The following is a 26,246-nucleotide window of genomic DNA, read 5'->3' as shown; positions in this document are numbered from 1 at the left end:
AATGTGGATAAAACAATTCATTCCACAGCTATCTTAACATGATATCCACAAAGTTATCCACATGACGTGGATAAGATAAGAGCAAGTTGACTATTAGAACATTTTAAAATTAAACGTTTAAAGCTGTAGAGTGGTCATGCTATAATACATGATAACGATTCAAGACAGCTTGTTTTTAATGAAATGAATGGAGGGGATATGTATGGGACCCGACGTTTGTGTGCATTGTGGATTAGAATTAGCGATAATAGAAAGAACCAGAAGTGAATGTTGGGATTGTCGGGACAAAATATCCGACACCTACTCCGATGATGTGTTAGAGCAGAATGAATAGAAGAGCGCTCATACTGAGCGCTCTTTCTTCTACCGAGGACTAGAATGGGTCATATGACTCATATAAATAGAAATAGTGAAATGTTGAATGAGGAAGGAGAATAGAAGCATGAACGAAACGAAATTGAACAACTACAAACCTGAGCCGAGTGTTGCGGCTGGATTGGAAGATGTCCAAGCAGGGGTATCGGAAATTTGTTTTATAGATGGAAAAGAAGGGCGATTGCTTTATAGCGGATATGATATTAAAGAACTCGTAGAAAAGACAACGTTCGAAGAAGTTGTCTATTTATTATGGAATGGGGAGCTGCCGAGCGTTGAGCAATTGCACCAATTGAAACGTCAAATTGCGGAGTATCAATCATTGCCAACTGAAGTTGTCGATGTGATCAAACTTATTTCTAAGCGCAGCGCCCCGATGGACACGCTCCGCACGACGGTTTCTTTATTGAAGTCATTTGACGATGAAGGGGAAGAGATGACGCCAGAAGCAAATTATCGTAAAGCGGTTAAATTAGTGGCAATGTTGCCGATGATTGTGGCGGCGATTGAACGAACAAGGAATGATTTGGATTTAGTTGAGCCGAAGCCAGGATTATCGATTGCGGCTAATTTCCTATATATGTTAAAAGGTATAGAGGCGGATCCGTATGAAGTTCGTATCATGGACGCTGGCCTAATTATGCATGCGGACCACGAATTTAACGCCTCTACTTTTGCTTGTCGTGTTACAGCAGGGACTTTGTCGGACGTTTATTCCGCGGTCACTTCAGGAATTGGGACGTTAAAAGGTCCGTTACATGGAGGCGCGAATACGGCAGTAATGGATATGCTGCTTGAAATTGGTGATATCGAAAAAGCGGAAGACTACGTACAAGCAAAACTTGATCGGCGCGAGAAAATTATGGGCTTTGGTCATCGTGTATACAAAACAATGGATCCACGCGCCGAGCAATTACGGGAAATGTCTCGTGAATTAGCGGAGCGGCAAGGAAATGATAAGTGGTTCTTAATGACAGAAAAAGTATTTGAAGTGATAAATGATGAAAAAGGGTTATGGCCAAATGTTGATTTGTATACCGCATCGGTATACTATGTATTAGGAATCAAGATGGATTTATATACTGCCATCTTTGCAATGAGTCGAATCTCAGGTTGGACGGCCCACATTCTTGAGCAATACGAGAACAATCGGTTGATTCGTCCGACTGCTGCCTACCAAGGGCCCTCTTTGCGTCCCGTTGTCGCGATTAACGAAAGGTAGATAAAGGGTGTAAGTAAAGCCAACGGTTATTTGAAACTTGCGTTCATTTGACTTTTACATGCGGATTTTGTACGATATGACCAAATAGTATTTTATATTAACGATGAAGGATCAATAGTACCTGATAAATTCGGTAATTCAGCGATTTGGGGTGAGTGCAAGCCCAAACAAGAAAACAGGGAAACGGCAATCCAGAGTTATTTCTTATAAAGGGGACGCAATGATTGATTGCGTCAACTAGGGTGGAACCGCGGGTGCAATAGCTCCCGTCCCTAGGCATGGAAAATGCCTCAGGGATGGGGGCTTTTTCTAATTTGAATCACTTTATCACAAAAGGAGAGATGGAATATGAGTGTAACGATGGAAAAGGTTGTTTCTCTAGCTAGACACCGAGGTTATATTTTCCAGGGGTCTGAGATTTATGGGGGTTTAGCGAATACGTGGGACTATGGTCCACTTGGAGTAGAATTGAAAAATAACATTAAGCGCGCTTGGTGGAGGAAGTTCATCCAGGAATCCCCGTACAATGTCGGTCTAGACGCGGCAATTCTGATGAACCCAAAAACATGGGTCGCTTCAGGTCATGTTGGCAGTTTCAATGACCCAATGATTGATTGTAAGCAATGTAAAGCGCGTCATCGGGCGGACAAAATTATTGAGGACTCCTTATTTAAAAAGGATATCGAAATGGTCGTTGATGGGCTCTCTTTTGAAGAAATGATGAATTTAATTGAGGAACACGAGATTGCTTGTCCAGATTGTGGATCGCGAGATTATACCGATATTCGGCAATTCAACCTCATGTTTAAAACATTTCAAGGGGTGACTGAGAGCAGCGCCAATGAAATCTTTCTGCGCCCGGAAACGGCCCAAGGGATTTTTGTAAACTTTAAAAACGTGCAACGCACGATGCGAAAAAGATTGCCCTTCGGGATTGGACAAATCGGAAAAAGTTTTCGTAATGAAATTACACCAGGTAACTTTACGTTCCGCACACGCGAATTTGAGCAGATGGAACTTGAATTTTTCTGTAAACCTGGCGAAAATGAAAAGTGGTTCGAATACTGGAGAAATTTCTGTTATGACTGGCTGTTATCTTTAGGGTTAAGTCAAGATGGCGTTCGTTTACGAGATCACGAAGAAGACGAGCTATCTCACTACAGTAATCAGACAACCGATATTGAATACAAATTTCCGTTTGGTTGGGGAGAATTATGGGGAATTGCGGATCGAACGGATTATGACCTAAAGCAACATATGGAACATTCAGGCGAGGACTTCAATTATATTGAACAAGAAACAAATGAGCGCTATGTTCCATATTGTATCGAACCGTCCCTTGGAGCGGATCGGGTAACATTAGCTTTCTTAGTCGATGCGTTTGAAGAACAACAATTAGAAGGCGGAGATAGTCGTACGGTGATGCATTTGCACCCGGCAATTGCTCCTTTTAAAGCCGCTATTTTCCCGTTATCAAGAAAACTATCTGACAAGGCGCTTGAAGTATTTACAGAATTGTCTCGTCATTTTAACGTTGATTTTGATGAGTCAGGTTCAATCGGCAGGCGTTATCGACGTCATGATGAGATCGGCACCCCATTTTGTATAACGTATGATTTTGATTCTCAAGAAGATGGACAAGTTACTGTTCGTGATCGAGATACGATGGAACAGGTAAGAATGCCGATCAATGAATTGAAAGCATTTATTGAACAAAAGATTGATTTTTAAGTTATAAAAGAGGTGTTTTCAATAGGTTATATGTTAAAAAACCTATTGAGCACCTCTTTTTATTTTTATAAACTCATCTGTGTCCAAATTATGCTTCACCATTATGGAATTGGAGTAAAGGGTAGGAAATAAGAGCAGATACAGTCGAATTCTAAGGATATACCATTTAGTTTGCTGAAAATCTATATATAGATAGAATTATAAGAACTGAGCAGGATATATACAAATTGTGTCGATCGCTCACTCATTGTTATACTCATCGTAGAACTTAATTCATCATAGAATTTCGTTAGCTTTTGCGGGTGATCCGAAGGTAGGTGAATGATATTTGCAACCTCTTTGGCCTGAACATGAAGCATGGCTTGCGGACTATAAAATGTATTTAAGTCATAAGAGAGAGCCGAGCACAGTTAAGATGTATTTAGCGGAGGTCAAGCATTTTTTAGACTGGTTGGAAGTAAGGAACAAACATTTATCCCATCTGAGTCAAGCGGATGTCATTTCATTTCGTGATGAAATGGTCGGAAGAGGAATGAAGACAGCAACGATTAATAAATGGGTTTCCATTATTACATCCTTCCATAGATGGGCAATAGAAAACGAAATTTTAACGGAGCAGATGGCGAAACGGTTGCGTTTAGACGAAGATAGAAGGGATCGCCCTCGCTGGTTAAGTCAAGAAGAAGAGCGGCATCTGTTAGAAGTAGCTTCTGTTGAGAGAAATCCTTTTAGGAAGTCTCGCAATGAAGCGTTGATTCACATTATGATGTACGCGGGTTTACGAATTGAAGAAGTATCTTTATTAGAGTTTAATTCAATGGATTATGGCGATCTTGTCATCTATGAGGATGGAGAAGAAAGGCGCAGAGTCCCCATTCAATCAAATCTTCAATTGAAACTCCTCGAATGGATGAAACATCGTTCACAATCCTCTAAATTGTTTCATCAAAACAGTCCCTTTTTATTTGTGACAGAAAGATCAGGGCATATGCAACCACGTTCGATTCAATTTGTTGTCGAGGGATTCAGCGCAAAAACAGAATTTCCAATTACATGTCAAATGTTGAGACATACTTTTTGTAGAAGATTAGTAGAACAGAATGCGCCTATTGAACAAATTAAAGAGTGGGCAGGACATAAAACGATTCAAAGTACAATTCAGTATTTTGATCATTAGCGGAGGTGTAACACGTGGGAAATATAGTGGTTAAGGATCTCATCAAGATTTTTGGACGAAGACCACAAGATGGGTTAGAGCGATTAAAAAAAGGTGAAGGAAAAGAAGAGATATTTTCGGACACGGGGATGACAGTAGGTGTTAATAACGCTTCATTCGAAGTGAAAGACGGTGAGTTTTTTGTCATCATGGGCTTGTCCGGAAGCGGAAAGTCGACGTTGATTCGCCTGATTAACCGTCTAATCGAACCGACTGCGGGTGAAATTTTAATCGACGGCGATGATATTACGAAAATGAATAGAAAACAATTAATGTTAACAAGAAGAAAAAAGTTAGGGATGGTATTCCAAAACTTTGCTTTATTCCCTAATCGCACAATTTTGAAAAATGTAGAGTACGGTTTAGAAATTCAAGATACGCCAAAGACTGAAAGAGAGCAACGCGCGCGAGAGTCAATTGAAGTCGTAGGTTTAAAGGGATATGAAAATTCAAAACCATCCGAATTAAGCGGTGGAATGCAACAGCGTGTTGGATTGGCTCGGGCTTTAGCGACAGGCTCTGATATCTTGCTAATGGATGAGGCATTCAGCGCTTTGGATCCTTTGATTCGAAAGGAAATGCAAGATGAGCTGGTTCAATTGCAGAGTAAATTAAAGAAAACAATTTTATTCATTACACATGATTTGGACGAAGCGTTGAAAATCGGGGATCGAATTGCGATCATGAAGGACGGCGTCATTGTACAAATCGGAACGCCAGAAGAAATCTTGACAGACCCTGCGAATGATTACGTTTCTACATTCGTGCAGGATGTCGATCGATCAAAAGTTTTGCTTGCGTCACACGTCTTAAAACAACCTGATGTTGTTACCGCTTGGCGGGATGGTCCGCGTGTGGCGATTCGGATGATGGAGGAAAACGGGATTTCAAGTATCTTCGTTGTAGATAAAGATAAAAAATTAAAAGGCTTATTGACGATTGACGCGGCGCTAGAGGCAATTAAGGGTGATTATTGGGTCGAGGAAATGTTGACTCAGGACTACCATGTAACATCGCCAGATACACCGCTGCATGAATTGATCTACGCTTCAGCCGAAACAAAATATCCAATCGCCGTTGTTTCCAGTGAAAAATTCCAAGGAATTGTTTCGCGTGTATCGATTTTAAGCGGACTCGCTTTAGGAAAGGAAGAAGCAACTGGAAAAAAGAATAACGTGGAGGTGATTGGAGCGTGAATTATTTTCAGATTCCGCTTGAGCAATGGACCAATTCATTCGAAGAATGGTTTATTCCACGCTTCTATCCGTTCTTCGACAAAATTGGAGACTCTATCTCTCTATTTTTAGACAACTTCGAATCGTTTCTATTGTGGCTTCCGCCAGAACTAATTGCGTTGATGATTGTATTAATCGCTTGGCGGACAGCTGGAAAAGGAATGGCGCTCTTTAGTATTATAGGAATGTTCTTTATTGGGTCTGTCGGGGTATGGGATGCAGCAATGCAAACTTTAGCTATTGTCCTAACAGCCACACTCTTCTCCATTATTGTGGGTGTCCCTGTAGGCATATGGTGCGCAAAGAATAATCGTGTTGATCGAATCGTTCGACCGATACTCGACTTTATGCAGACTTTGCCTAGCTTCGTATATCTCATTCCAACTATTCTTCTATTTGGGATTGGCGGAGTTCCCGCTGTCATCGCTACATTTGTTTTTGCGACACCACCAGCCGTTCGTTTAACAAACCTTGGTATTAGGCAGGTTCCGGAAGATGTTGTTGAAGCTGCGCGCGCGTTCGGTTCAACATCGGGACAGATGTTGATAAAAGTGCAGTTGCCGATGGCTTTACCAACGATATTAGCGGGTATTAACCAAACGATTATGCTTGCTTTATCAATGGCGGTTATCGCTTCGATGATTGGAGCCCCTGGTTTAGGGTCGATTGTCATGTCAGGTATTACCCGTGTGAATGTAGGTGTTGGTCTGGTCGGCGGGCTTGGGATTGTTGTGCTAGCCATCATCTTAGACCGTGTCACCGAGGGGATTGGCAAGAAGGTTAGTTAATAAATAATAGCATTCATGCTGTTACTTATAGATATCTAAATAAGGAGTTGTTTTTGACAGATGAAAAAACTTTTCAAAAAAGGAATCGGCGTTTTGGCCATAGCGGGGTTAGTTTTAGCGGGTTGCGGAGGGGCAGGAACGGATGACGCAACGATTACAATCGGCGAAACACCATGGACGAGCACGGTGCCGCCGACATATATCGCTAAACAAATTTTAGAGGATATGGGTTATGAAGTAAAGGTACAAGCAGCTGAGGCAGGGGTTGTTTACACAGGGTTATCTAACGGAGATATTGACGTTTTTATGGATGCTTGGCTACCGGATACCCATAAAGAGTATATGGACAAGTATGGAGACAAAATTGATATCACATCTTTAAGTTATCCAGATGGGGAACTTGGTTTGGTCGTTCCAACGTATTTGGAAGATATCAATTCAGTTGAAGATCTAATCGGCAAAGAGGACCTCTTTGGAAATCAAATTATTGGGATTGACGAAGGCGCGGGTATTACTGAAACGTCTCGCGAAGTGATTGAAGGATACGATTTAGATTTAGATTACGCGGTCTCGTCTGAATCTGCGATGTTAGCTCAAGCTAAGAAATCCATTCGAACAGAGGAGCCAATTCTGTTTGTGGGTTGGCGTCCACACACGATGTTTATTGATCTCGATCTAAAGATTTTGGATGATCCAAAGGGATTTTTTAAGACTTCAGACGTAAACGTCGTCACACATAAAGGGTTTGCGGAAAAAGCGCCTGAAGCGTATGCGTTCTTGAGCAAATGGAGTATTCCAGTGGATGACATTGAGCGAATGATTTCTGAAATGGATGAAGGAGCAACTAAAGAAGAAGTGGCGAAAAAATGGATTGAGGAAAATGAAGATAAAGTGAAAGAAATGATCGGACAATAAAACAGCAATATACCGTAAGGGAGTGTCTTTTATTTTGAAAAGATTGATTATGAGAGGATTTGGCGCGTTCGCTGTTGCAGGGCTTGTTTTGGCAGGCTGTGGAGGAGGCGGAGCAGATGTTGATGAAGGAACTGCTCCCTCCGAAGGGGAGTCAAACAAGAACGTGACCATAACAATTGGCGAAACGCCGTGGACAAGCACAATCCCTCCGACTTATATAGCAAAGCAAATCATAGAAGATATGGGTTATGAAGTGGGGATTAAAGCGGCAGATGTGGGCGTTGTGTTCACAGGGCTTTCTACAGGAGACGCAGATGTATTTATGGATGCCTGGCTTCCAGATATGCATAAGAACTTCATGGAGAAGTACGCTGATAAAATTGTAGATACGGCTGTCAGCTATCCTGATGGAGAGTTAGGTTGGGTGGTTCCGACTTATGTGGAGGATGTTAATTCCGTTGAAGACTTAATAGGCAAAGAAGACCTATTCGGGGGAACCGTATATGGGATCGAAGAAGGCGCGCCGATGAGCGATACTTCCCGTGAAATAATCGAAGCCTATGGCTTGGACCTCGAATATGTCGGTTCATCCGAGTCAGGAATGTTAGCGCAAGCGAAAAAGTTAATTCAAGCGGAGAAGCCTGTTATTTTCTTGGGCTGGCGTCCGCACCCAATGTTTGTTGACTTTGACCTGAAAGTGATTGAAGATCCAAAGGAATTCTTTAAGGCTTCTCAGGTTCACGTCATCACCCACAATGGTTTAGCGGAAAAAGCGCCTGATGTATTTGACTTCTTAAGTAAGTGGGAGATTCCAGTAGAAGATATTGAGAAGATGATCGTGGAACTGGATCAAGGAATGACAGCGGAAGAAGTGGCAAAAAAGTGGATTGAAGAAAATGAGGACAAGGTGAAAGAAATGATTAAGTCCTAATAAAAAACAGGTAGAAGGTCTACGGACTATCTACCTGTTTTTTTGTGGATGAGGTTGATTGGATTGTAGGGATATCGCCTAAAATCGGTAACCGATCATAAAGGTTTAACAAAGCCTGAACAAAGCGATCTAAAAATGTTCTGCTCATATAGACAAGTGCCCCAACTGTAGAGGCAATCAGAATACTTGCAAGGATGTCGAATGGATAGTGATGACCGACAAAGATTCTTGAAAATCCTGTAAATACAGCTAGCAATAATAAAAAGGAGCCTAGCTTCCGATGGAATAGGAAGACAGCGATCGACAAGGCGAATGCCCCAGAAGTATGATTGCTTGGAAACGAGTTGTTAGCAGCGTGATCAATTAACAATTGAACCTCGTGATTTACGAAAGGCCTAGGATGGACATATACTTTTCGAATAATAAAGTTAATAAGCAAAGTTAGAAAACTTATGAAGCCCGCGTAAATAACAACCTTTCGATAGTGCTTGTTAATAAACCACAACAACACTAAGGTTATCCCATAAATAAAAATAGCCCCGTTTGTTACATAGATCATAAAAGTGTCCAAAATTGAATTTTGATTCGCTAATTGATTAATTAAATAAAAAAGTTCGTAGTTCATAAAAAATCCTCCGATAGAAACGACGCGGATACCTTAATCGATAAATCCAAAACGATTCTGATGTATTTTTACGCTTTGCGCTACGCCAATGAGCGCCATATTGATCAACAGAGAGCTACCTCCGTAACTTACAAAAGGTAAAGAAATTCCTGTCAGCGGCATCATACCGATGTGCATCGCAATGTTTTCAAACACTTGGGCAAAGATCATCGAAATAACACCAACGATAATATACGCGCCTTTAATATCGGTACACTTCATGGCGATTTCAACTAATCTGTAGATGAGCACAATGTACAACAAGAGTAACACGCTGGACCCTAAAAAACCAAATTCTTCTCCGATCACAACAAAGATAGAGTCGGAGTAAACGTAAGGGATAAAACCTTCATGAACATAGTGTCCGTTAATATAACCTTTACCTACTAATTGGCCTGACCCGATCGCCGTCATTGAATTAACAACATGCCAACCTCCGTCTGGAGAATTGACGGGATCTAAAAAGGTCTGGATTCGTCCTAGTTGGTGCGGTTTAAGTAATGTAGATAATAGTTCAAATTTTGTAAAATATAAAACAGTTGTTTGAACAATTGCAAAAACGATTAAAGAAATTCCTATGACAAACTGTTTGGCGGGAATATTTGCGATCCATAACATACCCAAACAAATACCGACGAGAATAATCGCCGTTCCCATATCCGGTTGCTTATAGACAAGGGCTGCGGGAAATAAGCTGATTATGCAGGCTGGAATGACATCACGTATAAACCTTAATGACTCCCCTTCGCGTCGACTGAGCCACTTAGCTAAATAAAAGATAAGAAAAACTTTAACTAGTTCTGAAGGTTGAAATTCAAACGAGCCGATATGAATCCACCTGATTGAACCGTTCACTTTCTTGCCCGTCAAAAGTAGAAGGATGAGTAACAAGATTCCAAACCCGTACATAATAGGGGAGAATCGTTCAACTAATGGCCGATAATCAAGTAGCGACATGAAAATCATAAGCAAGAAAAAGGCGACGAAATAAATCAGGTTATTTTTATAAAGCCCCTCGAGCGTGGTGCTCGAAGTGGCGCTGTAAACTGCAAGCGTACTAATCAGGTGAAGACCCAGTAATACTCCAAGGATTACGAAGTCTATTTTTTTAACTTTTTTTATAAATTCACTACTCATGATTCCGTTCATTTTGTCACCCAATCTTGTAATAGAAGTAAAAACTCAACTGTCATTATAACGCATAACGAATTAAATAGTTAAATAATCAATTGGATTGTTTTCCATTAACGTGGTTAAATCAGCGCTCTACCGTTGATAATGATAATGAAATCTACTTTACTTCAAGATCAAGGGATGTGAGCGCAGGTGCAAAAGTTAAAGCGAACCCCAGATTTTTTAATGATTTTAACTGTCTTAATTCTTCTTGCGGTAGGAATGGTGATGGTTTACAGTTCTAGCAGCGCCATTGCGGCAACAAAAGGAGATTCCTTTTTCTTTGTTAAGAGACAGCTCTTGTTTGGTATTCTTGGGGTTATCCTTATGTTTGTTAATATTCATATCCATTATTCATTTTGGAAAAGGTGGGCGAAAACAAGTTTTGTGATCGCTTGCATCTTACTTGCGCTCGTATTAGTGGTCGGGGAGGATGTTAAAGGAGCCAAGAGGTGGCTTGGAATCCACGGTCTTGGCATTCAACCATCCGAGTTTGCAAAATTAAGTTTGATCTTCCTGTTGGCAAAATGGTTACCTGAGCGTCGGGACCAATTTGATTCATTGCGCAAAGGTTTGTTCCCGCCACTATTTGCAGTTGGGATCGCGTTGTTTTTGATCATGTTGCAACCTGACCTTGGGATGGCCATTGTTTTGTTAGGGACTGCTCTACTTATGATTTTTATTGCTGGCTGCCGCATCCGTCACCTAGCGGGATTGATGCTAATTGGGAGCGCGGGCATCGTCATCCTGACGTTAGCCGCGCCGTATCGGTTGAAAAGGGTCACCTCCTTCCTTGATCCATGGCAAGACCCGTTTGACTCTGGCTTTCAGCTTGTGCAATCACTCTACGCGATAGGTTCGGGTAGGGTAACTGGGCTTGGTTTAGGGATGAGTAGACAAAAGTTTTATTACTTGCCAGAGCCGTATAATGATTTTATTTTTGCTATTTTGGCTGAGGAACTAGGCTTTGTCGGCGGGATGTTTATTTTATTGTTATTTTTGCTGTTTTTTTGGAGGGGCTATCGGGTTGCGATTACGGCCAAAGATTCATTTGGAAGTTTTCTTGCGGCAGGGATCGTTAGTATGATTGGGATTCAGGTGATATTTAATGTAGGAATTGTGACAGGATCTCTTCCGATCACAGGTATTACATTGCCCTTTCTAAGTTATGGCGGTTCTTCACTTACTTTGTTATTAGCAAGTGTCGGCGTGCTACTGAATATATCGCGATATGTTGAAATAAGTTCACGATAGGCTCACTTCTGCGTCCTATAATATATGGTATCATGAGAGGAAGTTATGACAACCTTCGTTCGTTTGAATGAAGGTTGTTTTTTATTCTAGCCAAGTGGGCGGTCTGCGCATACCTTAAACTAGGTACTGTTTATTTTTTTAAATGAATGAGGGGGGATGGGAATGGACAGTAGTCGTTGTTTATCGTATCGGCTCTTAAACACTTCAATGATTATCGCAAAAATGGGATCGAATCCATTATATCCGAGTCATTCAAAGGAGACAGTGGATTCGTGATCGGAGGGAATCCGAATGAATTCTAATCGTCAGATTGTTCAATTGTTGCAAGATCGAAAGGTGAGGAAATTTCGGGCGCGTTTTCTCGAGCTGCACCCGATGGATCAGGTGGAACTGCTTACGACATTTTCAAAAGAACAGCGGGACCAAGTTTATCATTATCTCTCACCAAAGGAGTTTGCGGAAATTTTCCAAGGACTTGAGTCTTGGCAACAAATTGAGATTTTTTCGGAACTACATGTAAGTTATGCTGTTGAAGTCATAAACAATATGTATTTAGATGATATTGCTGATTTTTTAGGGGAATTACCAAAAGAAACGCAAGAATTGTATTTGAAGAAAATGAACCAGCAAAATGCGGCAGAAGTAAAGTGCCTTTTAAAATATCCTGAACAAACAGCCGGATCTGTCATGACGACGGAGTTTATCAACATTAAGGAAACGGACACAGTTGCAACCGTATTTGAGCAATTGAGAAGAGAAGTTGTCGATGCTGAAACGATCTATTATTTGTATGTAGTCAATCAACTAGACGATTTAGTTGGGGTTGTTTCCCTGCGAGATTTGATCGTAGCGGACCTAGAGCAACGAATTGTGGAAATTATGAGTGGCCGTGTCGTTGCTGTTGATGTGAATACGGATCAAAAAGAAGTCACAACTTTAATTAAGAGGTATGATTTTATCGCGCTGCCTGTAACATCGCAAGGAAAGTTGGTTGGTGTTGTGACGGTCGATGATGCGATTGATGTAGATGAAGAAGAAACAACAGAGGACTTCCACAAAATGGCGACCGTTTCTAAGCTGGGTAAAAGCTTAAAGGAAGCAGGGATATTCTTCCTCTATCGTAAGCGGATTAGTTGGTTAGTCTTACTTGTGTTTTTCAATATTTTTTCAGGGGCTGGCATTGCATTTTTTGAAGATACGATCTCCGCGCACATCGCGCTTGTCTTTTTTTTACCGCTGTTAATTGATAGCGGAGGGAACGCAGGTTCCCAGTCCGCCACGCTAATGATTCGAGCTCTCGCTACGGGGGAAATTCGGATACGGGACTGGGCTCAATTGTTTGTAAGGGAAATAACAGTCGCTACGTTACTCGGGGCTTCGATGGGGTTGGCTGTCTCACTCATTGGTTTGTATCGCGGGGGTATTGAAATCGCGTTTGTTGTCGCTCTGTCGATGCTTACGGTCGTGATCATTGGCAGCTTAATTGGCATGAGCTTGCCGTTTATCTTTAGTCGTTTTAAATGGGACCCTGCGACCGCAAGCGCGCCGCTGATCACATCTTTGGTGGATATGATGGGAGTTGTCATTTATTTTTCAATCGCTACTTGGTTGTTAAGTATTTAAATCAAAGGCCCAAATGCCACTAATTGAACAGGCGTCTAGGACCAAGATAGGTAAATCACCATATGGTAAGAGGAGGGGCAACTTGGAAAGGAGCTTGGGTAATGTCCATTATTTTTAGACATACAGACAATCTCCACTATATAAGAAGCTCTTTTGAAAATAAAATGGGCTTACTTCACCGTCAATTTTCTGAATTCAATCTAGAAGAAAGATTGAAACGAAATCAAAACTATAAGATTGAAAGCAGGAAAGTAGCGATTGGATTTGTCTCTGTTCGTTTTGAAAAACGCTTCTTATTTTTGGATCTGTTTGTTTTGGATAATAAGCGCCAAGAATCGCAAGATTTTGAGAAAAAGGTGATGCAACGATTGGAGCGGGAGGCTCTGAAGCGTAATAAACATTCGATTGTTACCTATGCTGCGAGACATGATCAACAAATGATCGCTCAGTATGCAAATTACGGCTTTTCAATTACTGAACAAGGCAGAAGTTATTCCGTTTTGGAAAAAAGTCTTCAGCGGCAAACACAACAATCCGCTCAAGGACGTAATAAATACTTACTCATTCACTTTCCATTATAATAATGAACAGGCTGTCAAATTTGACAGCCGCGTTGCTACTACTATATTAATTAATCATCCCAAAAACACGCAAATGCGATGAAAACGATGATGAGAATCCACCACCAACTGCCTCCGCCTCTGTATCGGCCCATGGAGCATTCCTCCTTTACTAATTTTCAAGCACAAGTGAAACAACAACCAACAGAACATACAGGACTAGGACAATCAGGAAACTGTTGCGCCTAATGGAAGATCTCGTTTTTCTTCTCAAGCAGCCCACAAACTCGTCCCCCTTTCAAGATAGCTATTAACAATTTATTCAAACGATGTTTATTCGATTGGACGAAACCTGTAAATAACATAAAAAAGGCTGCTGAACACGAAAGTTACCAGGTTGATTAAAAAAAAGCTGATCCCATTGCATGAATGGATCAGCTTCTTTCTTTTTAACTTAAATTATTTTCTACTCTTTAACACTTTCCCGATGTAGTTGCCTGCTACTTCCACCCGATATCGGCGGTTGATGTCAATTTTCTCATATTCCTTTTTTTCAATCATGAAGGTAAAGTTTTGCGTTGAGCTAAAGTTTGCCCCTTTCTGGGATTGCGAGATGGTGACCCGTCCAACTACTTGATATGTCTTTACTTTAGGAAATTTAAGACCGGGGCGCACGGGTTGTTTCACTATCTTTTTATTTAAGACAAAAATGTCTCTGACATCTTTATGAGCGCTGTACATTTTGTTAAATTGATCTGCTTGTCCTTTCATCCTTCGGTACAAGAAAAAATAAACAATTCCTACAACAAGTAAAACGATCAATGTGACTATTAACCAAGTTTTCATCGAGCCAAAAGTCCTCCTGTCAATTTGAGTTGCTATAATGTGATTTTACTAAGGCGATGAAGGAGAAGCAATGAAAATATAACAAATTCTTGCTTTTCACCTAAATTGTTCGAGGGTAGCGGCCATTTAAATAGTAATTTTCTTCACCTAGCTTCCAGGTTTCCCTTTTATGCCGCGTTCAAAGCATTAAAAAAACGCTCTGTCTAGGAACAAGAGCGTTTTTGTTGTAAACTATTTATTGATAGTACTAGTGGGGGGAGGAAAAATTGAATTGTCTGCTTTTATGCTAGTAGGGATACTTGTCACTGTAGTATGCGTCATTATTATTGGTTTATTTGCGATTGTCGCTGTGAAGTATCGAGACCGTTCAAATGGACGAGATTAATTTACTTCCTAGGTTTCCACGGGCGGACCCGCTTATCTCTTTTTAAAATAAGCATCGGAGCTTTTCCGAAATCAATTGCAACCCGCCGTTGGGTTCGAGCGAGTTGATCTACAAGCACTAAGGCGTTGACCCCTGTTGAAACTAAAACAATATCCGCTTTGATCGGTTTTACCCTTTTTAATATTCGGTTTATTTGATTATAGTTTGAAAAACTTATCGGTATAATTCGTATCCGATGTTTCGGGTAATTATTCTTCACATAGCGTCTAAATTGTTTGGCCCATTTTGAGATGAGAATGACTCTTTTGCCTTTAAGCATATCCCAGAATTCTTTCTTTTCCGGTAGATGGCGATTAATAAACGTGTGACAAACGTGTCTAGGTTTTATTTTGTACTTTCTAAAGTTTTTTTCTGTCAGGGGTCGTAAAAAAATCCGTTTGGCTTTAATTTGCCTTTCCTTACGATGTGGAATTCCGACGATGGACGCTCTGCGCAGCGCGCGGATCATCTGGTTGCGCAAACGCATATTTGGTAAACTGACCCCTTTTTTGTTTGATCTCCGCGATTTTTTAGCCCATTTTGTGCGCAATACTTTGCGAATCGGCCAAACTCCTTGTTGAGCGAGTACAATATTTTCTCCATCACCAACGCGTACGAGGGACAAAGGCCTTTTTGTCCTCATTCTCCTCTTAATTAATGACAACACTTTTTTATGAGATAAAAACTTTCTCTTTTTTAGTAGTTTAGCCATATTGAAGCATCGCCTCCGAATTCATTTAGCAATGTCTAGATTGGCCTTACTTAAATACCTTATCTAGACGGGCTAACGTCTTATGGGTCCAGCCATACTTTTTTAAGGCCTTTTTACGTATTTTTGTTTGGTAGGAAACTTTCCTCTTCTGTTTGGTCATCATCCCAGGGTGCTGCCGATATACGCTGAGGGGTTTTGGGATACAATGACCATAATAACGGGTGAGGAGTTTGAGCCACATATCCCAATCGTGTGTATGACGATACTGTTCGCTAAATTTGCCGCATTTTTTAAAAGCATTACGTCTAACTACAACAGTCGAAGTGCGAATCGTAAATTTTCTTCTTAACAACAAGTATCTCAATTCATTTAAACTTCTTGCTTTATTAGCTTTTCGCAGGCGTGTAATTTGCCCTCTGCTGTTGGAATGATAATACCAACTATAGATGAACTTTGCTTTGGGGTGTTTTTTAATAAACTTTTTAACAACTTTAAGTTTATTGGGGAGAAATTTATCGTCAGAATCTAAAAAGGCAATATATTTCCCTTTTGCTTTAGCGATACCGGTATTTCTAGCTGCTGAACCTCCAAGATTTTTCTTGTGACGGACATACTTGACTCGATTCCCAAAAGACTTTACTATCTTTGGAGTATTGTCGGTGGAAGCATCGTCTACAACGATACATTCGAAATCTTTATAAGTCTGTTTTAATACACTTCGAATCGCTTTCTTTATATACTTTTCCCGATTATAAGTTGGGATGACAACAGTAAATTTAGGAATCGTTCATCCCTCCCTTTCCGTTATATCAGTCCATCTATTCTATTTGTATGCAGTGAGTGGTTTATTCGAATGAGCGTTTGCCCTAGAGCAGAAGAAAAAAGCGGTAAAAGAGGTCGATCGCCTAGCAGATTTCGGGATGGCGAGTTTTTTGTTTAAAGACGAAAAAAAGCATTCGCTAACGAATGCTTTGTGGGTTATTTAGATGGTGCCGGCTAAAGGACTTGAACCCTCAACCCCCTGATTACAAGTCAGGTGCTCTACCAATTGAGCTAAGCCGGCCATATAATGGTGGACGATAACGGATTCGAACCGCCGACCTCTACGATGTCAACGTAGCGCTCTAACCAGCTGAGCTAATCGTCCATAATGGTGACCCGTAGGGGATTCGAACCCCTGAATGCATGCGTGAAAGGCATGTGAGTTAAGCCACTTCTCCAACGGGCCATTATCACGAAGGACTCACAAGCTAACAATTAAGATTATAGCTCGATTGAATTAAAAAGACAAGTATTTAAAGCTGAAATTTTATTGAATAACAAAGGGAACCTGAACGTTTCGGTTTTCTAAAGAAAAAGTATGAGGGTGAGCCTCATACTTTTAAGATTCATTGATTTTTAAAGGACTTTGGGTTGGAGAGGGGCTTGCGCAGTTATTATCGATTATTCAGCATAATAGCGTTTCCCGCGTCCAGGGATATCAAATGGGGTCCCGTTCGCGTGATGGTTATCATGAACACACGTAGAACAAACAATGTTTCCACAATTGGCGCACCAAATTAACCATTCCCACTTCTGTTCATTACAGTTAGGACAAACCTCAGTTTCATAAAGGCAAGTGTTTTTCATTTCATTTGCTCCTTGACGGTTGAACGACAACCATGATTTATCAGATGACTATACTACAAATTCCTTCCAAGCGCTACCTTACTATTCTAAGTATAACGGATTTAAAACGTAAATAAATGTAAAAGAGCTCCGAAGGCGGAGCTCCTTATGTAAGAAGTTATGGCATCATGAATTTAACAGGGATAACTAACTTATGAAGCTGGGAACTATCTTTGGCGCTTTCTTCAAACAAGATCAACATTCCATTCGGACTTGTTGCTTGTTCAATCTCGACATCAACTTCAAATTCACCCCACTCTGGACCTCCCGCTGACGCCTGGGTGAAACCCTCCGCTAAAATGTTATGACCGTCCTCTAAATAGTATTGAACAGTTCCTTCAAAAACACGCGCCTCTCCTTTAATAATGAGTCTATTTTCAATCACTGTATCGGAATCTGGTTTGTAAATTCGAAATGCTTCGTTTTCAGCAGTAATTTTAGGCGTGGGCTCAGATTCATCTACTGTTTCTTCTGACCTCGTTTCATCGTCAGCTTCCACTTGGCCGTCTTCTTGCGCTCCATCTGTTTGCGGGTCTATTTGTTCGTTAGGTTCTTCTGGCAGTTGATCCTCATCCTGTGTTGGACTGCAACCGACTCCGAGCGCAATAACGAGTAGGCCAATCATAAGTGGTTTAAAAAAGATTTTCATATAAAATACCTCCTCTGCTTACTATATAAGACGAATTAAACAAGGAAAAGTTTCATTTTTTCATTTTATGGGATTTGTTGGGTGACTATACATCTATTTACTGTTAAATAACAACCTGAAAAATAAGAAAGTGTATTGATACAGCGTGTGAGAGAGCGTTCAAGTGAAAAGGGGAGAATAGGGGGTGGTTTTTCACTGTAACAGCATTTTACTAAAACAGTCTGTTATATTACACTAAAATCAAATAGAAATTTAATCTCAAAAAGGAGTGGCGTAAAGATGTTAAAATTGAGCGAGTTCTTTAGAGCTTTGCCTGACCGTTGTTGTTCAAGATGTGGAAACACGTTGATTGAACAGGCGGACTGTTACGTAACAGAGTGCCCTGAGTGCGATACCCAACGCTTTTATCGTATATACGAGTTATAAAATGAGCAAATGAATTTAGTTTATAGTGGTTGCTTTGCGCCCGACAGCTGCTTGACTCAATAGCGACATTTAGGCTCGGGTTGGCCGTGTAGCGCAACCTCTACACTCAGCAGCTATCGCTTTTCGAGTTATGACGAAGAATATGGCAATAATTAAAGCTAGACCTTGGGTAGATAAGACATTAAAATTTAAGGTAGTTAAGTGAAAATTTGGCTGAACCTTTTCACGCAGAATCGGTCGGGTTTGAAGACGTTCTAATGGTCTTGTATACGAGTAGGTTGACTGGTCAACATAAGCGTATCTCTAACGCGCCAACACCGTCGTGTCGATCAATGGGGGATAAGCGCGCCGCAACAAGCGTAATGTGTCGTTAGGAGCCTATTAGCGCGATGGATGGAGCGGACAAATGTCAGATGTCAACGTAGCGCAGAACTGAACAGTTATAAGATGGAAGTAAAATAAAAAAATAAATAATTGAAAATATATTGATTATTTCATTTAATATATTATTATATATAAATATATTAAATTATTCTATAACAAGTGGAGGAAATGAACATGTCTGATATTTTGTCTAAAGTGAAGGATCTATTTGCCGATTTTTTAGCCATCGAAGGGGATAGCATTAAACCAGAATCAACGATTAAAGACGATTTAGGAGTCGATTCTGTAGATATCGTAAGCATTGTATCTGAACTTGAAAACGCGTTTGATCTAAAAATCTCAGATGCAGAAGCTGCTAACCTTAAAACTGTAGGCCAAGTAGTTGAATTAATTAGCGCTCGCGTGGCTTAATACCTGCTTGATTGTAAGTCAGATAATGGATGTAAGCTGGATCTTAACGATTGGAATCAGCCACGATAAAAAGCCCTGATCATTTATTGATCAGGGCTTTTTGCGGTTTATTTGGCTGGACTCTTTTCCTGGCTGGGATATACTTATTTAATTATGCAAATAATAAAAGCATTCATCAATGTAATGGAGGTCGTTTGGATGCGAAATAAGGGCTTTGATTATAATGGCTCCAGTCAAGTGTTGGAGGGAACCGATCGTGTATTTCTTTCTCATAAAAGCTTGAAGTGTTGTTTTATGGTCGGGATTTTTCGTTCCCGAAATAAAGGAATGGATCAAGTAGGGAAGGGGGCTAGATGGTTCAAATGCAAAGCCCTGGTTGGTGCGAGTTAGGGTGTATAAATATAAACCAGTTGAGGCACTGTTTTGGAGTATTGCGTTTCCTGGATTCGGTCAATTTTTAAATGGAAGATTTTTAAAGGGAGTTGTCCTGCTTCTGTTGGAATTTAGTATCAATGTAAATTCGAATCTAAACACTGCAATTGTCTCTAGTTTTCTGGGCGAGATCCAGTTAGCGATTGATCAGGCCAATTATCAGTGGCTTATGTTTTATCCTTGTGTTTATCTGTTTGGAATGTGGGATGCTTATCGGGATGCGGGAGGAGGGGGTGAGCCTTACTCTTACATGGCCTTCGTATTCGCTGCTTATTTCGGTACAATTGGCGTTATATATTCAAAACAATTTAAGCTTTTTGGGGCTCTGATTGGCCCGATTTGGCTACCCATTATATTTATTTTTATCGGTGTCGGTTTTGGACTAATGCTAAAAAGATTATTAAGCTTACGATTGACTTCAGATTAAAAAAAGGCTGAATCAAGGTTCAGCCTTTTTCATAGCTTGTATTTAGAGTAGCTCTTTGCGTAATTCAGCCGCCGTTTTCGGAGATACGTATCCAGGCGCGACATCGTAAATCGTCTTCGCTCCGTATAATCCCTCTTGGCTCATGCGATATGCCGCGCGGGCATAGGCGACAAGCGCACTGGAGGTAAACTCGGGGTTACTTCCTAATTTAAGCGAGAATTCGACGATTTGATTATTGTTGCTTTTCCCTGTCTTTCCGCTTCGAATCACAAATCCGCCATGAGGCATTGCGGCATGTTCCTTTTTCAATTGTTCCTCTGTGATAAAATGAACGGTTGTGTCGTAATCGGCAAAGTAATTAGGCATGGTCTTTATGTCTTGTTCGATTTTAGCCAAATCAGCTCCAGCTTCCGCGACTACATAGCATTCTCTTTTATGTCGGTCTCGGGTAGAAAGGTCCGGGTCCTCGCCATCCCTAACCCGCTGAATTGCTTCCTCAGACGGAAGGGTATATTGAACTCCGCCTTTGACCCCAGCGACTCTTCGAACTGCGTCAGAATGTCCCTGACTTAAACCTTTACCCCAGAACGTATACGTTGTTCCTTTCGGTAAAACGGCTTCTCCCATTAACCGATTGAGCGAAAACAACCCTGGGTCCCAACCGACTGCAATGATACTCGTCTTTTGATTCGGTTTTGCAGATTTATCAACAGATTCAAAGTACTCCGGGATTTTTCCGTGGTTATCAAAACTGTCGATTGTGTTAAAAAGTTTTGCGTAAGTTGGACCTTGCTCAGGCAAGTCCGTAGCGGAACCGCCGCATAAAATCATGACATCGATAGCATCCGTATACTGTTCAATATCATCAACTGAGGCCACTTTTACTTGTGGATCATCCACATCCACACTAGCTGGGTCCCTTCTTGAAAACACGGCAACCAGACTCATATCCTCATTTTGTTTAATTGCTGATTCCACGCCTCTTCCTAAATTTCCGTATCCGATGATGCCAATTCGAATTTGTTCTCCCATTTTACTCCTCCTCCTCGTTTGTAATCGAAGTGAATGAGTCTAAATGTACCATCTTTATAGCGGAAAAGGAAGGTTCCAGGTTCGACAATGATTATTTTGCATAGTTTATTGTATGGACAATGAACTCGAGTAAAGTCAGGAGGTTACAATGAGTAAGAAGCATTATGTATTTGTGTATGGAACATTACGAACTGGCGAACCCAATCATCATCTGTTGCATCATGCTCAAAGAATAGTAGAGCAGTGTTGGACACAGGGAACGTTATTGGATGTAGGTCCATTTCCCGCGTTAATCCCAAACCGTCGTGGACGAATTTATGGAGAACTTTATTTGATTAACGAGCAACAACTACAAACGCTTGATCAATTAGAAGGATTTCATGGTCAGGGAAAACAAAATCACTTTGAACGGATTCGTCAGACGATCCATGGCGACCGAAGTTCCTTAGAAGCGTGGGTATATGTTTATCCCAATTCAAACAAAGACTCTTATCCAATTATTCAACATGGGGACTGGAAATGCCATCGACAGTTAGCGACGAAATCAGAGTGGCTGTATTTTGCATACGGCTCATGTATGGATGATGAACGAATTCGAGCGGCTGGCAAAGAACATTTGTTTCAAGATGTAGTTGGACGCGGTATAGCCCGCGGATACTCATTTCGCTACACTCGTCTTTCCCGTGATGGAAAAGGTCGCGCCGACATGGTAGAGGGCTCTGGTTGGGTTGAGGGGAAAGTCTATCGTATAAAGTTAGAGGCTTTACGCTACCTGTATCATCGTGAGGGGGTTAAGGCTGAAGCTTATCGTCCCGCATTTATAACAGCCCGAATAAATGGGGAAAAAACGACGGGGGTCCTTACCTTTTTGGTTGTTGATAAAAAAAGGGATATTGAGCCTCCCATTGAATATGTGCGTGAAATCGTGCGCGGAGGAAAAGGTTTTATTAGTGATCGTTATTTTCAAACTCTGAAAGAATATCATCGTTCTGTTTTTAACATGGACATTGAATCACTTTATGATGAAAAAGATGATCAATAAACATGAAGGGTCGTTTGATTCCTCTTGTATAACTATTTTACGAACGGTACAAGTTAAGGTACAATGAATGCAGTAAGTTTGAAAATATTGACACGAATAGTAGGAGGAAGGACATGGCAAGTAAACAACATATCACTAAGCTAAGAACTTTTGCTGAAACGAACGATACATGGATTCTTCTGCGTGACGACTTTGGGAAGAAACCAACGATGCTTTTTAAATACCCGCCTGGAAGCTGGAATATCGCGGAAGATCAAGTTGGGATTGGAGATACAAATGCATCCCATCCTCCTTATGTTTTTTGGGTATTGAATGATGCTGCTCAGTGGGGGATCGGGGAACAGAGTGATGACACACTTCAGGTAACTGGTCCTGTTCAGTGGCGCATCCTCTCCTTTGAATCGGAAGAAGAGATCGATGCGAAGATGAAACAATTACAGCAAGCATAATCATCTAGTTGCGCTGGAATTCATGGGCTCATGACTTCTAGTGACGCGCGCGTCTGACTTTTGCAGTAGATAGGCCCAATCGTTTATACAGCGATTCAGGGCTTTTTTCTGTTGGAACGATGAACTCTCTTGTTCTCGTTGAATAAGTATAGATCAGTAACTGATTTATACAGAATAAAGGAAAGGTAGACGTGATGAATTATTTTGCTGTCGGACTATGCTTGATGGCGATAACTGTTCGGATCATTTGGCCGGAAGTTAATTTTGATGAGGTTTCGTTGAAATTGCTCATCGCGGCAGTTCTTATTTTACTTTTTCCAGAACTAAAAGAGGTTTTTTCGAGACTCAAGAGATTTAAAAAGGGCGAATTTGAAATCGAACTTAGTGAACAGGTATCTAAACTTGCCAAAAAAACGTTAGAAGTTGAGGCGCATACGGCAAATCATGCGGAAATCTCAGAAGAAATCATGAAGCGCATTGCGAGAGCCTCGTCTGATCCACGGGGGATTTTAATGATTATTTCAATGGAAATTGAATCAAAGTTAAGGAGATTAGCAAAAAAGGCTGGAATCCTGAATGTCAGTAAAACATCATTGATCACAATTTTAAATGAGCTTACGACAAGTGGTTTCATACCTACAGAAGTAAATCCAATTTTTCGCCAATTTTGGTCTATTCGCAATCGTTTGGCGCAAAGTTATCATGAGGAACTGAGTGACGCTAAATTATACAATATTGCCGACTTGGGCATAAGGATCCTTAAATTATTGCCTAGTCTTGATGATTCCAGGGAAAAGTTAGATGCTGACTGATAAAGGATTATCGGAAAGTTAGCATCGATTAGACGTATTCAAGCGGGAACCACCCAAAATGGTATTAATATGAACCTATTTTTTCAAGATCAATTAGCTTAATTTAGAATATTAAGGCATTATAAATGTAGGAATTTCCAGATATAACTTTAAGGTTTTTATTGTTAAAATAGACTTAGTTTGTGGAAAATAAAAGGGCCTAAGATCCGATGACGTTCTTAGGCCCTTTTATTTTTTGATATCCTCGCCCATTATGGATCAAGCGGTTTATTTAATCATCGTTTTCTTCAGCGCAATCGTCTTTACGCTTTCTTTACGTCGTTTAGCATATTCAGCGGTTGCTGTGAACAGCGCGTCGGAGGATGAATTGAGCGCCGTTTCACAAGAGTCTTGCAATACCCCGATAATAAATCCTACTCCAACGACTTGCATCGCAACATCGTTCGATATTCCAAATAGACTGCAGGCTAGGGGGATAAGCAAGAGCGAACCGCCTGCAACACCTGAGGCGCCGGCCGCAGATACCGCCGATAAAATACTTAGAATAAGCGCTGTGCCAAGATCAACTTGGATACCGAGTGTGTGCACAGCAGCTAACGTAAGAACGGATATCGTAACGGCCGCTCCAGCCATGTTGACTGTCGCGCCCAATGGGATTGAAACAGAGTACGTATCTTCATCTAAACCTAACTTTTCGCATAGGCTCATATTAACAGGAATGTTCGCAGCGGAGCTACGAGTGAAAAAGGCTGTAATCCCGCTTTCTTTTAAACATGTGAATACGAGCGGATATGGATTTTTACGAAGAAATAGAAAGACAATGATTGGGTTCGCAATCAAAGCGATAAACAACATGCACCCAATGAGAACGAGTAACAACTTAAAGTAGTCTAGCAAGGTGGAAAAGCCACTCGTTACAATGGATTCAAAAACGAGCCCCATGATTCCAATTGGAGCCAAATTAATAACCCACTTTACAAGTTGGGAGATGGCGTCAGATAAATTTGCGAGTAAAGTTTTAGTCGTTTCATTTGCATTTCTTAACGCGATCCCAAGTAAGATGGCCCAAGCTAAGATGCCAATATAGTTTGCGTTTAAAATAGCGTGGATCGGGTTGTCGACAACGTTGAAAAGTAATGTTTGCAGTACTTCTATAATCCCGCTAGGAGGGGTTACATCGCCTGCGCCCGTTGCTAATGACAAAGTGACTGGAAAGAGAAAACTAGCGATAACAGCTATAAACCCAGCTATGATTGTGCTTAGTCCATAAAGAATAAGGATGGATTTGATATTCGTTCGATGACCGCTGCGATGTTTTGAGATGGCATGTATGACGATGAATAAGACCAATACAGGGGCAACGGCTTTTAGGGCGCCGACAAATAACCCCCCAAAAATAGAGACCCAGTTAGCGGCCTCCGGAACAGTTGCAGCCAAAATAATACCGATAATCATTCCGATCAGGATGCGTTTGGCCAGACTAATCTGGTTCCATTTATCCACGAAATTTCCCACTACGAAAACCCTCCGATTTTGATAGTTTACTTCCAGCATATTGCTTTGTGTCAGTCAGGGGATCGGGGATAGGGTGTGAAGCTCAAAAAAGAGGATTCATCCCGTACGATTAGCCGACCAATCAAGCTGCGCTCATAGTATTTATTATACCAACTAATCAATGAATGCGTTAGTATTTTGTTTTTCCATCAACTAATTTCAAGAGTGGAACTCGACGCTGTTCAATGAGGAATTGTCGTGGGTTGCGGAAGGAAGAAGGAGATACGCATTCTTATGACGAATTAGAAAGTTTAAAGTCAATTACAGATTAAGGTGTGAATAAAAATGAGTAAAATTGCTTTTCTATTTCCGGGACAAGGCTCCCAAGCGGTTGGAATGGGCAAAGACATTGCCGAACAAAACCCAAAAGCTAAAGCTATATTTGAAAAGGCGAATGAGGCTCTAGGTTATGACCTGCAAAAGCTGTGTTTCTTTGGCCCAGAAGAAGAATTAAAGGTAACTTACCATACACAACCAGCCTTGGTAACGACGAGCATCGCTTTGTTAGAAGCTGGAAAAGGTAAATTACCGAAACCTGATTTTGTTGCTGGGCATAGTTTAGGAGAGTATTCAGCGCTCGTTGCCGCAGGGGTTTTATCGTTTGAAGATGCAGTATATGCGGTGCGGCAGAGAGGCGAATTGATGAACGACGCTGTTCCAGTTGGACAAGGTTCGATGGCAGCAGTCTTAGGAGCTGATACCGAACTCATTCGAGAGACATGTGAGAAGGTTCAAAAAGAGGGACTTTCGGCGCAAATTGCCAATATTAATTGCCCTGGTCAAATTGTTATTTCTGGGGTGAAGGAAGGTGTAGAGCGGGTTTCTATTCTTTTAAAGGAAAATGGTGTGAAGCGGGTTCTTCCACTGGCGGTTAGTGGGCCGTTCCATTCTCAACTTATGGTTCCCGCATCTGAAAGACTACAAACTGTGCTGGACCCGATCACTTTCTCCGATGCCTTAGTTCCAGTTGTTACGAACATTGATGGCGAGCCCAAAAGCAATGCCAAAGAACTAGAAAAAGCGCTTATTTCTCAAGTGTATTCTTCCGTGCAGTGGGAAAGAAGCATCCAATTTATGATTGGACAAGGTGTAGAGACGTTTATTGAGTTTGGTTCCGGGACAGTGTTGACTGGTCTGATGAGGAAAATCGATCGAACGCGTAAAACGATGAATATATTTGATGCAGAATCTTTACAACAAGCAATCGACGAGTTGACCCGATCGAGTGTTTAAAAGTGGTTCAACCGCCCCTCATATTATAGTGGGGGCGGTTGAGTTGTTTTTGGAATAC

Annotated in this window: 25 protein-coding genes and 3 tRNA genes; 17 read left to right on the top strand and 11 right to left on the bottom strand. The window is 41.1% G+C overall.

Annotated elements, in window-relative coordinates; genetic code table 11:
* Positions 1 to 442: 442 nt before the first annotated feature.
* From BEP19_RS12275 to BEP19_RS12245, 7 genes are all read left to right on the top strand, one after another.
* Positions 443 to 1,597 carry a citrate/2-methylcitrate synthase gene (locus BEP19_RS12275; protein WP_120190208.1) on the top strand — a complete coding sequence of 385 codons (1,155 nt, stop codon included), beginning with the start codon at positions 443 to 445 and terminating at the stop codon, positions 1,595 to 1,597.
* 348 nt (positions 1,598 to 1,945) lie between these two features.
* Positions 1,946 to 3,328 carry a glycine--tRNA ligase gene (locus tag BEP19_RS12270; RefSeq protein ID WP_120190207.1) on the top strand — a complete coding sequence of 461 codons (1,383 nt, stop codon included), beginning with the start codon at positions 1,946 to 1,948 and terminating at the stop codon, positions 3,326 to 3,328.
* Positions 3,329 to 3,656: 328 nt separating this feature from the next.
* Positions 3,657 to 4,505: a tyrosine-type recombinase/integrase gene (locus tag BEP19_RS12265; RefSeq protein WP_120190206.1), complete on the top strand. Its 849-nt coding sequence runs from the start codon at positions 3,657 to 3,659 to the stop codon at positions 4,503 to 4,505.
* A gap of 14 nt (positions 4,506 to 4,519) precedes the next feature.
* On the top strand, positions 4,520 to 5,740 hold the full coding sequence (locus BEP19_RS12260) for a quaternary amine ABC transporter ATP-binding protein (protein WP_211329347.1): 1,221 nt from the start codon (positions 4,520 to 4,522) through the stop codon (positions 5,738 to 5,740).
* Complete coding sequence (locus BEP19_RS12255; protein ID WP_120190205.1) at positions 5,737 to 6,567, top strand: ABC transporter permease; 831 nt, start codon at positions 5,737 to 5,739, stop codon at positions 6,565 to 6,567. Before BEP19_RS12260 ends, BEP19_RS12255 begins: the two co-directional genes overlap by 4 nt.
* A 60-nt stretch (positions 6,568 to 6,627) precedes the next feature.
* Complete coding sequence (locus tag BEP19_RS12250; RefSeq protein ID WP_120190204.1) at positions 6,628 to 7,482, top strand: glycine betaine ABC transporter substrate-binding protein; 855 nt, start codon at positions 6,628 to 6,630, stop codon at positions 7,480 to 7,482.
* Positions 7,483 to 7,516: 34 nt separating this feature from the next.
* Entirely contained in the window at positions 7,517 to 8,413 is an 897-nt protein-coding gene (locus tag BEP19_RS12245) for a glycine betaine ABC transporter substrate-binding protein (RefSeq protein ID WP_245983540.1), read from the top strand.
* Between the two features lie 19 nt (positions 8,414 to 8,432).
* On the opposite strand, the gene BEP19_RS12240 is transcribed toward BEP19_RS12245, so the two are convergent.
* Both BEP19_RS12240 and BEP19_RS12235 read right to left on the bottom strand, forming a co-directional pair.
* Positions 8,433 to 9,038, bottom strand: coding sequence for an undecaprenyl-diphosphatase (locus BEP19_RS12240; RefSeq protein WP_120190203.1), 606 nt, complete (start codon positions 9,036 to 9,038; stop codon positions 8,433 to 8,435).
* Positions 9,039 to 9,071: 33 nt separating this feature from the next.
* Complete coding sequence (locus BEP19_RS12235) at positions 9,072 to 10,226, bottom strand: FtsW/RodA/SpoVE family cell cycle protein (protein ID WP_245983539.1); 1,155 nt, start codon at positions 10,224 to 10,226, stop codon at positions 9,072 to 9,074.
* Between the two features lie 177 nt (positions 10,227 to 10,403).
* Between BEP19_RS12235 and spoVE the strand changes: the two genes are divergently transcribed.
* The 3 genes from spoVE (at position 10,404) to BEP19_RS12220 (ending at position 13,708) form a co-directional block, all read left to right on the top strand.
* The gene (gene spoVE / locus BEP19_RS12230; protein ID WP_120190202.1) at positions 10,404 to 11,504 is read left to right on the top strand and encodes a stage V sporulation protein E; all 1,101 of its coding nucleotides are present in this window, start codon (positions 10,404 to 10,406) and stop codon (positions 11,502 to 11,504) included.
* 291 nt (positions 11,505 to 11,795) lie between these two features.
* A complete protein-coding gene (mgtE, locus tag BEP19_RS12225) occupies positions 11,796 to 13,127 on the top strand; it encodes a magnesium transporter (RefSeq protein WP_120190201.1) in 1,332 nt (443 codons plus the stop codon).
* Positions 13,128 to 13,228: 101 nt separating this feature from the next.
* Positions 13,229 to 13,708 carry a hypothetical protein gene (locus BEP19_RS12220; protein WP_120190200.1) on the top strand — a complete coding sequence of 160 codons (480 nt, stop codon included), beginning with the start codon at positions 13,229 to 13,231 and terminating at the stop codon, positions 13,706 to 13,708.
* 438 nt (positions 13,709 to 14,146) lie between these two features.
* Here the strand turns inward: BEP19_RS12220 and BEP19_RS12215 are convergent, their stop codons facing one another.
* The 7 genes from BEP19_RS12215 to BEP19_RS12185 form a co-directional block, all read right to left on the bottom strand.
* Complete coding sequence (locus BEP19_RS12215) at positions 14,147 to 14,533, bottom strand: hypothetical protein (RefSeq protein WP_120190199.1); 387 nt, start codon at positions 14,531 to 14,533, stop codon at positions 14,147 to 14,149.
* 386 nt (positions 14,534 to 14,919) lie between these two features.
* Positions 14,920 to 15,669 carry a GT-D fold domain-containing protein gene (locus tag BEP19_RS12210; RefSeq protein WP_120190198.1) on the bottom strand — a complete coding sequence of 250 codons (750 nt, stop codon included), beginning with the start codon at positions 15,667 to 15,669 and terminating at the stop codon, positions 14,920 to 14,922.
* Between the two features lie 46 nt (positions 15,670 to 15,715).
* Positions 15,716 to 16,453: a glycosyltransferase family 2 protein gene (locus BEP19_RS18285; protein WP_120190197.1), complete on the bottom strand. Its 738-nt coding sequence runs from the start codon at positions 16,451 to 16,453 to the stop codon at positions 15,716 to 15,718.
* Positions 16,454 to 16,656: 203 nt separating this feature from the next.
* A tRNA-Thr gene (locus BEP19_RS12200) sits at positions 16,657 to 16,732 on the bottom strand.
* A 7-nt stretch (positions 16,733 to 16,739) separates the two neighbouring features.
* Positions 16,740 to 16,816: transfer RNA gene (locus BEP19_RS12195), tRNA-Val, on the bottom strand.
* A gap of 4 nt (positions 16,817 to 16,820) precedes the next feature.
* Positions 16,821 to 16,897 (bottom strand) — tRNA-Glu (locus BEP19_RS12190).
* A gap of 558 nt (positions 16,898 to 17,455) precedes the next feature.
* Complete coding sequence (locus tag BEP19_RS12185; RefSeq protein ID WP_120190196.1) at positions 17,456 to 17,986, bottom strand: Gmad2 immunoglobulin-like domain-containing protein; 531 nt, start codon at positions 17,984 to 17,986, stop codon at positions 17,456 to 17,458.
* Positions 17,987 to 18,265: 279 nt separating this feature from the next.
* On the opposite strand from BEP19_RS12185, the gene yhfH reads away from it, so the two are divergent.
* The 3 genes from yhfH (at position 18,266) to BEP19_RS12165 (ending at position 20,066) form a co-directional block, all read left to right on the top strand.
* Positions 18,266 to 18,412 carry a protein YhfH gene (gene yhfH / locus BEP19_RS12180; RefSeq protein ID WP_120190195.1) on the top strand — a complete coding sequence of 49 codons (147 nt, stop codon included), beginning with the start codon at positions 18,266 to 18,268 and terminating at the stop codon, positions 18,410 to 18,412.
* A 558-nt stretch (positions 18,413 to 18,970) separates the two neighbouring features.
* Positions 18,971 to 19,207, top strand: a complete 237-nt coding sequence (acpP, locus tag BEP19_RS12175) for an acyl carrier protein (RefSeq protein WP_120190194.1) — start codon at positions 18,971 to 18,973, stop codon at positions 19,205 to 19,207.
* Positions 19,208 to 19,598: 391 nt separating this feature from the next.
* The gene (locus tag BEP19_RS12165) at positions 19,599 to 20,066 is read left to right on the top strand and encodes a hypothetical protein (protein ID WP_120190192.1); all 468 of its coding nucleotides are present in this window, start codon (positions 19,599 to 19,601) and stop codon (positions 20,064 to 20,066) included.
* A gap of 42 nt (positions 20,067 to 20,108) precedes the next feature.
* On the opposite strand, the gene BEP19_RS12160 is transcribed toward BEP19_RS12165, so the two are convergent.
* Entirely contained in the window at positions 20,109 to 21,098 is a 990-nt protein-coding gene (locus BEP19_RS12160; protein ID WP_120190191.1) for a diaminopimelate dehydrogenase, read from the bottom strand.
* Positions 21,099 to 21,246: 148 nt separating this feature from the next.
* Here BEP19_RS12160 and BEP19_RS12155 point away from each other — a divergent pair, with 148 nt between their 5' ends.
* The 3 genes from BEP19_RS12155 (at position 21,247) to BEP19_RS12145 (ending at position 23,401) form a co-directional block, all read left to right on the top strand.
* Complete coding sequence (locus tag BEP19_RS12155; protein ID WP_120190190.1) at positions 21,247 to 22,140, top strand: gamma-glutamylcyclotransferase family protein; 894 nt, start codon at positions 21,247 to 21,249, stop codon at positions 22,138 to 22,140.
* Positions 22,141 to 22,253: 113 nt separating this feature from the next.
* Entirely contained in the window at positions 22,254 to 22,589 is a 336-nt protein-coding gene (locus BEP19_RS12150; RefSeq protein WP_120190189.1) for a hypothetical protein, read from the top strand.
* Between the two features lie 191 nt (positions 22,590 to 22,780).
* Positions 22,781 to 23,401: a hypothetical protein gene (locus BEP19_RS12145; protein ID WP_147393795.1), complete on the top strand. Its 621-nt coding sequence runs from the start codon at positions 22,781 to 22,783 to the stop codon at positions 23,399 to 23,401.
* Positions 23,402 to 23,668: 267 nt separating this feature from the next.
* Here the strand turns inward: BEP19_RS12145 and sstT are convergent, their stop codons facing one another.
* Complete coding sequence (gene sstT, locus BEP19_RS12140) at positions 23,669 to 24,916, bottom strand: serine/threonine transporter SstT (RefSeq protein WP_120190187.1); 1,248 nt, start codon at positions 24,914 to 24,916, stop codon at positions 23,669 to 23,671.
* Between the two features lie 324 nt (positions 24,917 to 25,240).
* Here sstT and fabD point away from each other — a divergent pair, with 324 nt between their 5' ends.
* Positions 25,241 to 26,188: an ACP S-malonyltransferase gene (gene fabD / locus BEP19_RS12135; protein WP_120190186.1), complete on the top strand. Its 948-nt coding sequence runs from the start codon at positions 25,241 to 25,243 to the stop codon at positions 26,186 to 26,188.
* Positions 26,189 to 26,246 lie beyond the last annotated feature (58 nt).

Source organism: Ammoniphilus oxalaticus (genome assembly GCF_003609605.1).
Taxonomy (GTDB): domain Bacteria; phylum Bacillota; class Bacilli; order Aneurinibacillales; family RAOX-1; genus Ammoniphilus; species Ammoniphilus oxalaticus.
Note: the sequence above shows the minus strand (reverse complement) of the source record. Positions and strands in the feature narration are given on the sequence as shown.

Coding starts and splice junctions, on each gene's coding strand:
- BEP19_RS12160 (WP_120190191.1), bottom strand. CDS start 21,098: ATGGGAGAACAAATTCGAATTGGCATCATCGGATACGGAAATTTAGGA.
- BEP19_RS12215 (WP_120190199.1), bottom strand. CDS start 14,533: ATGAAAACTTGGTTAATAGTCACATTGATCGTTTTACTTGTTGTAGGA.
- fabD (WP_120190186.1), top strand. CDS start 25,241: ATGAGTAAAATTGCTTTTCTATTTCCGGGACAAGGCTCCCAAGCGGTT.
- mgtE (WP_120190201.1), top strand. CDS start 11,796: ATGAATTCTAATCGTCAGATTGTTCAATTGTTGCAAGATCGAAAGGTG.
- BEP19_RS12150 (WP_120190189.1), top strand. CDS start 22,254: ATGGCAAGTAAACAACATATCACTAAGCTAAGAACTTTTGCTGAAACG.
- BEP19_RS12155 (WP_120190190.1), top strand. CDS start 21,247: ATGAGTAAGAAGCATTATGTATTTGTGTATGGAACATTACGAACTGGC.
- BEP19_RS12185 (WP_120190196.1), bottom strand. CDS start 17,986: ATGAAAATCTTTTTTAAACCACTTATGATTGGCCTACTCGTTATTGCG.
- BEP19_RS12210 (WP_120190198.1), bottom strand. CDS start 15,669: ATGGCTAAACTACTAAAAAAGAGAAAGTTTTTATCTCATAAAAAAGTG.
- BEP19_RS12220 (WP_120190200.1), top strand. CDS start 13,229: ATGTCCATTATTTTTAGACATACAGACAATCTCCACTATATAAGAAGC.
- acpP (WP_120190194.1), top strand. CDS start 18,971: ATGTCTGATATTTTGTCTAAAGTGAAGGATCTATTTGCCGATTTTTTA.
- BEP19_RS12235 (WP_245983539.1), bottom strand. CDS start 10,226: ATGAACGGAATCATGAGTAGTGAATTTATAAAAAAAGTTAAAAAAATA.
- BEP19_RS12275 (WP_120190208.1), top strand. CDS start 443: ATGAACGAAACGAAATTGAACAACTACAAACCTGAGCCGAGTGTTGCG.
- BEP19_RS12240 (WP_120190203.1), bottom strand. CDS start 9,038: ATGAACTACGAACTTTTTTATTTAATTAATCAATTAGCGAATCAAAAT.
- BEP19_RS12270 (WP_120190207.1), top strand. CDS start 1,946: ATGAGTGTAACGATGGAAAAGGTTGTTTCTCTAGCTAGACACCGAGGT.
- BEP19_RS12250 (WP_120190204.1), top strand. CDS start 6,628: ATGAAAAAACTTTTCAAAAAAGGAATCGGCGTTTTGGCCATAGCGGGG.
- yhfH (WP_120190195.1), top strand. CDS start 18,266: ATGTTAAAATTGAGCGAGTTCTTTAGAGCTTTGCCTGACCGTTGTTGT.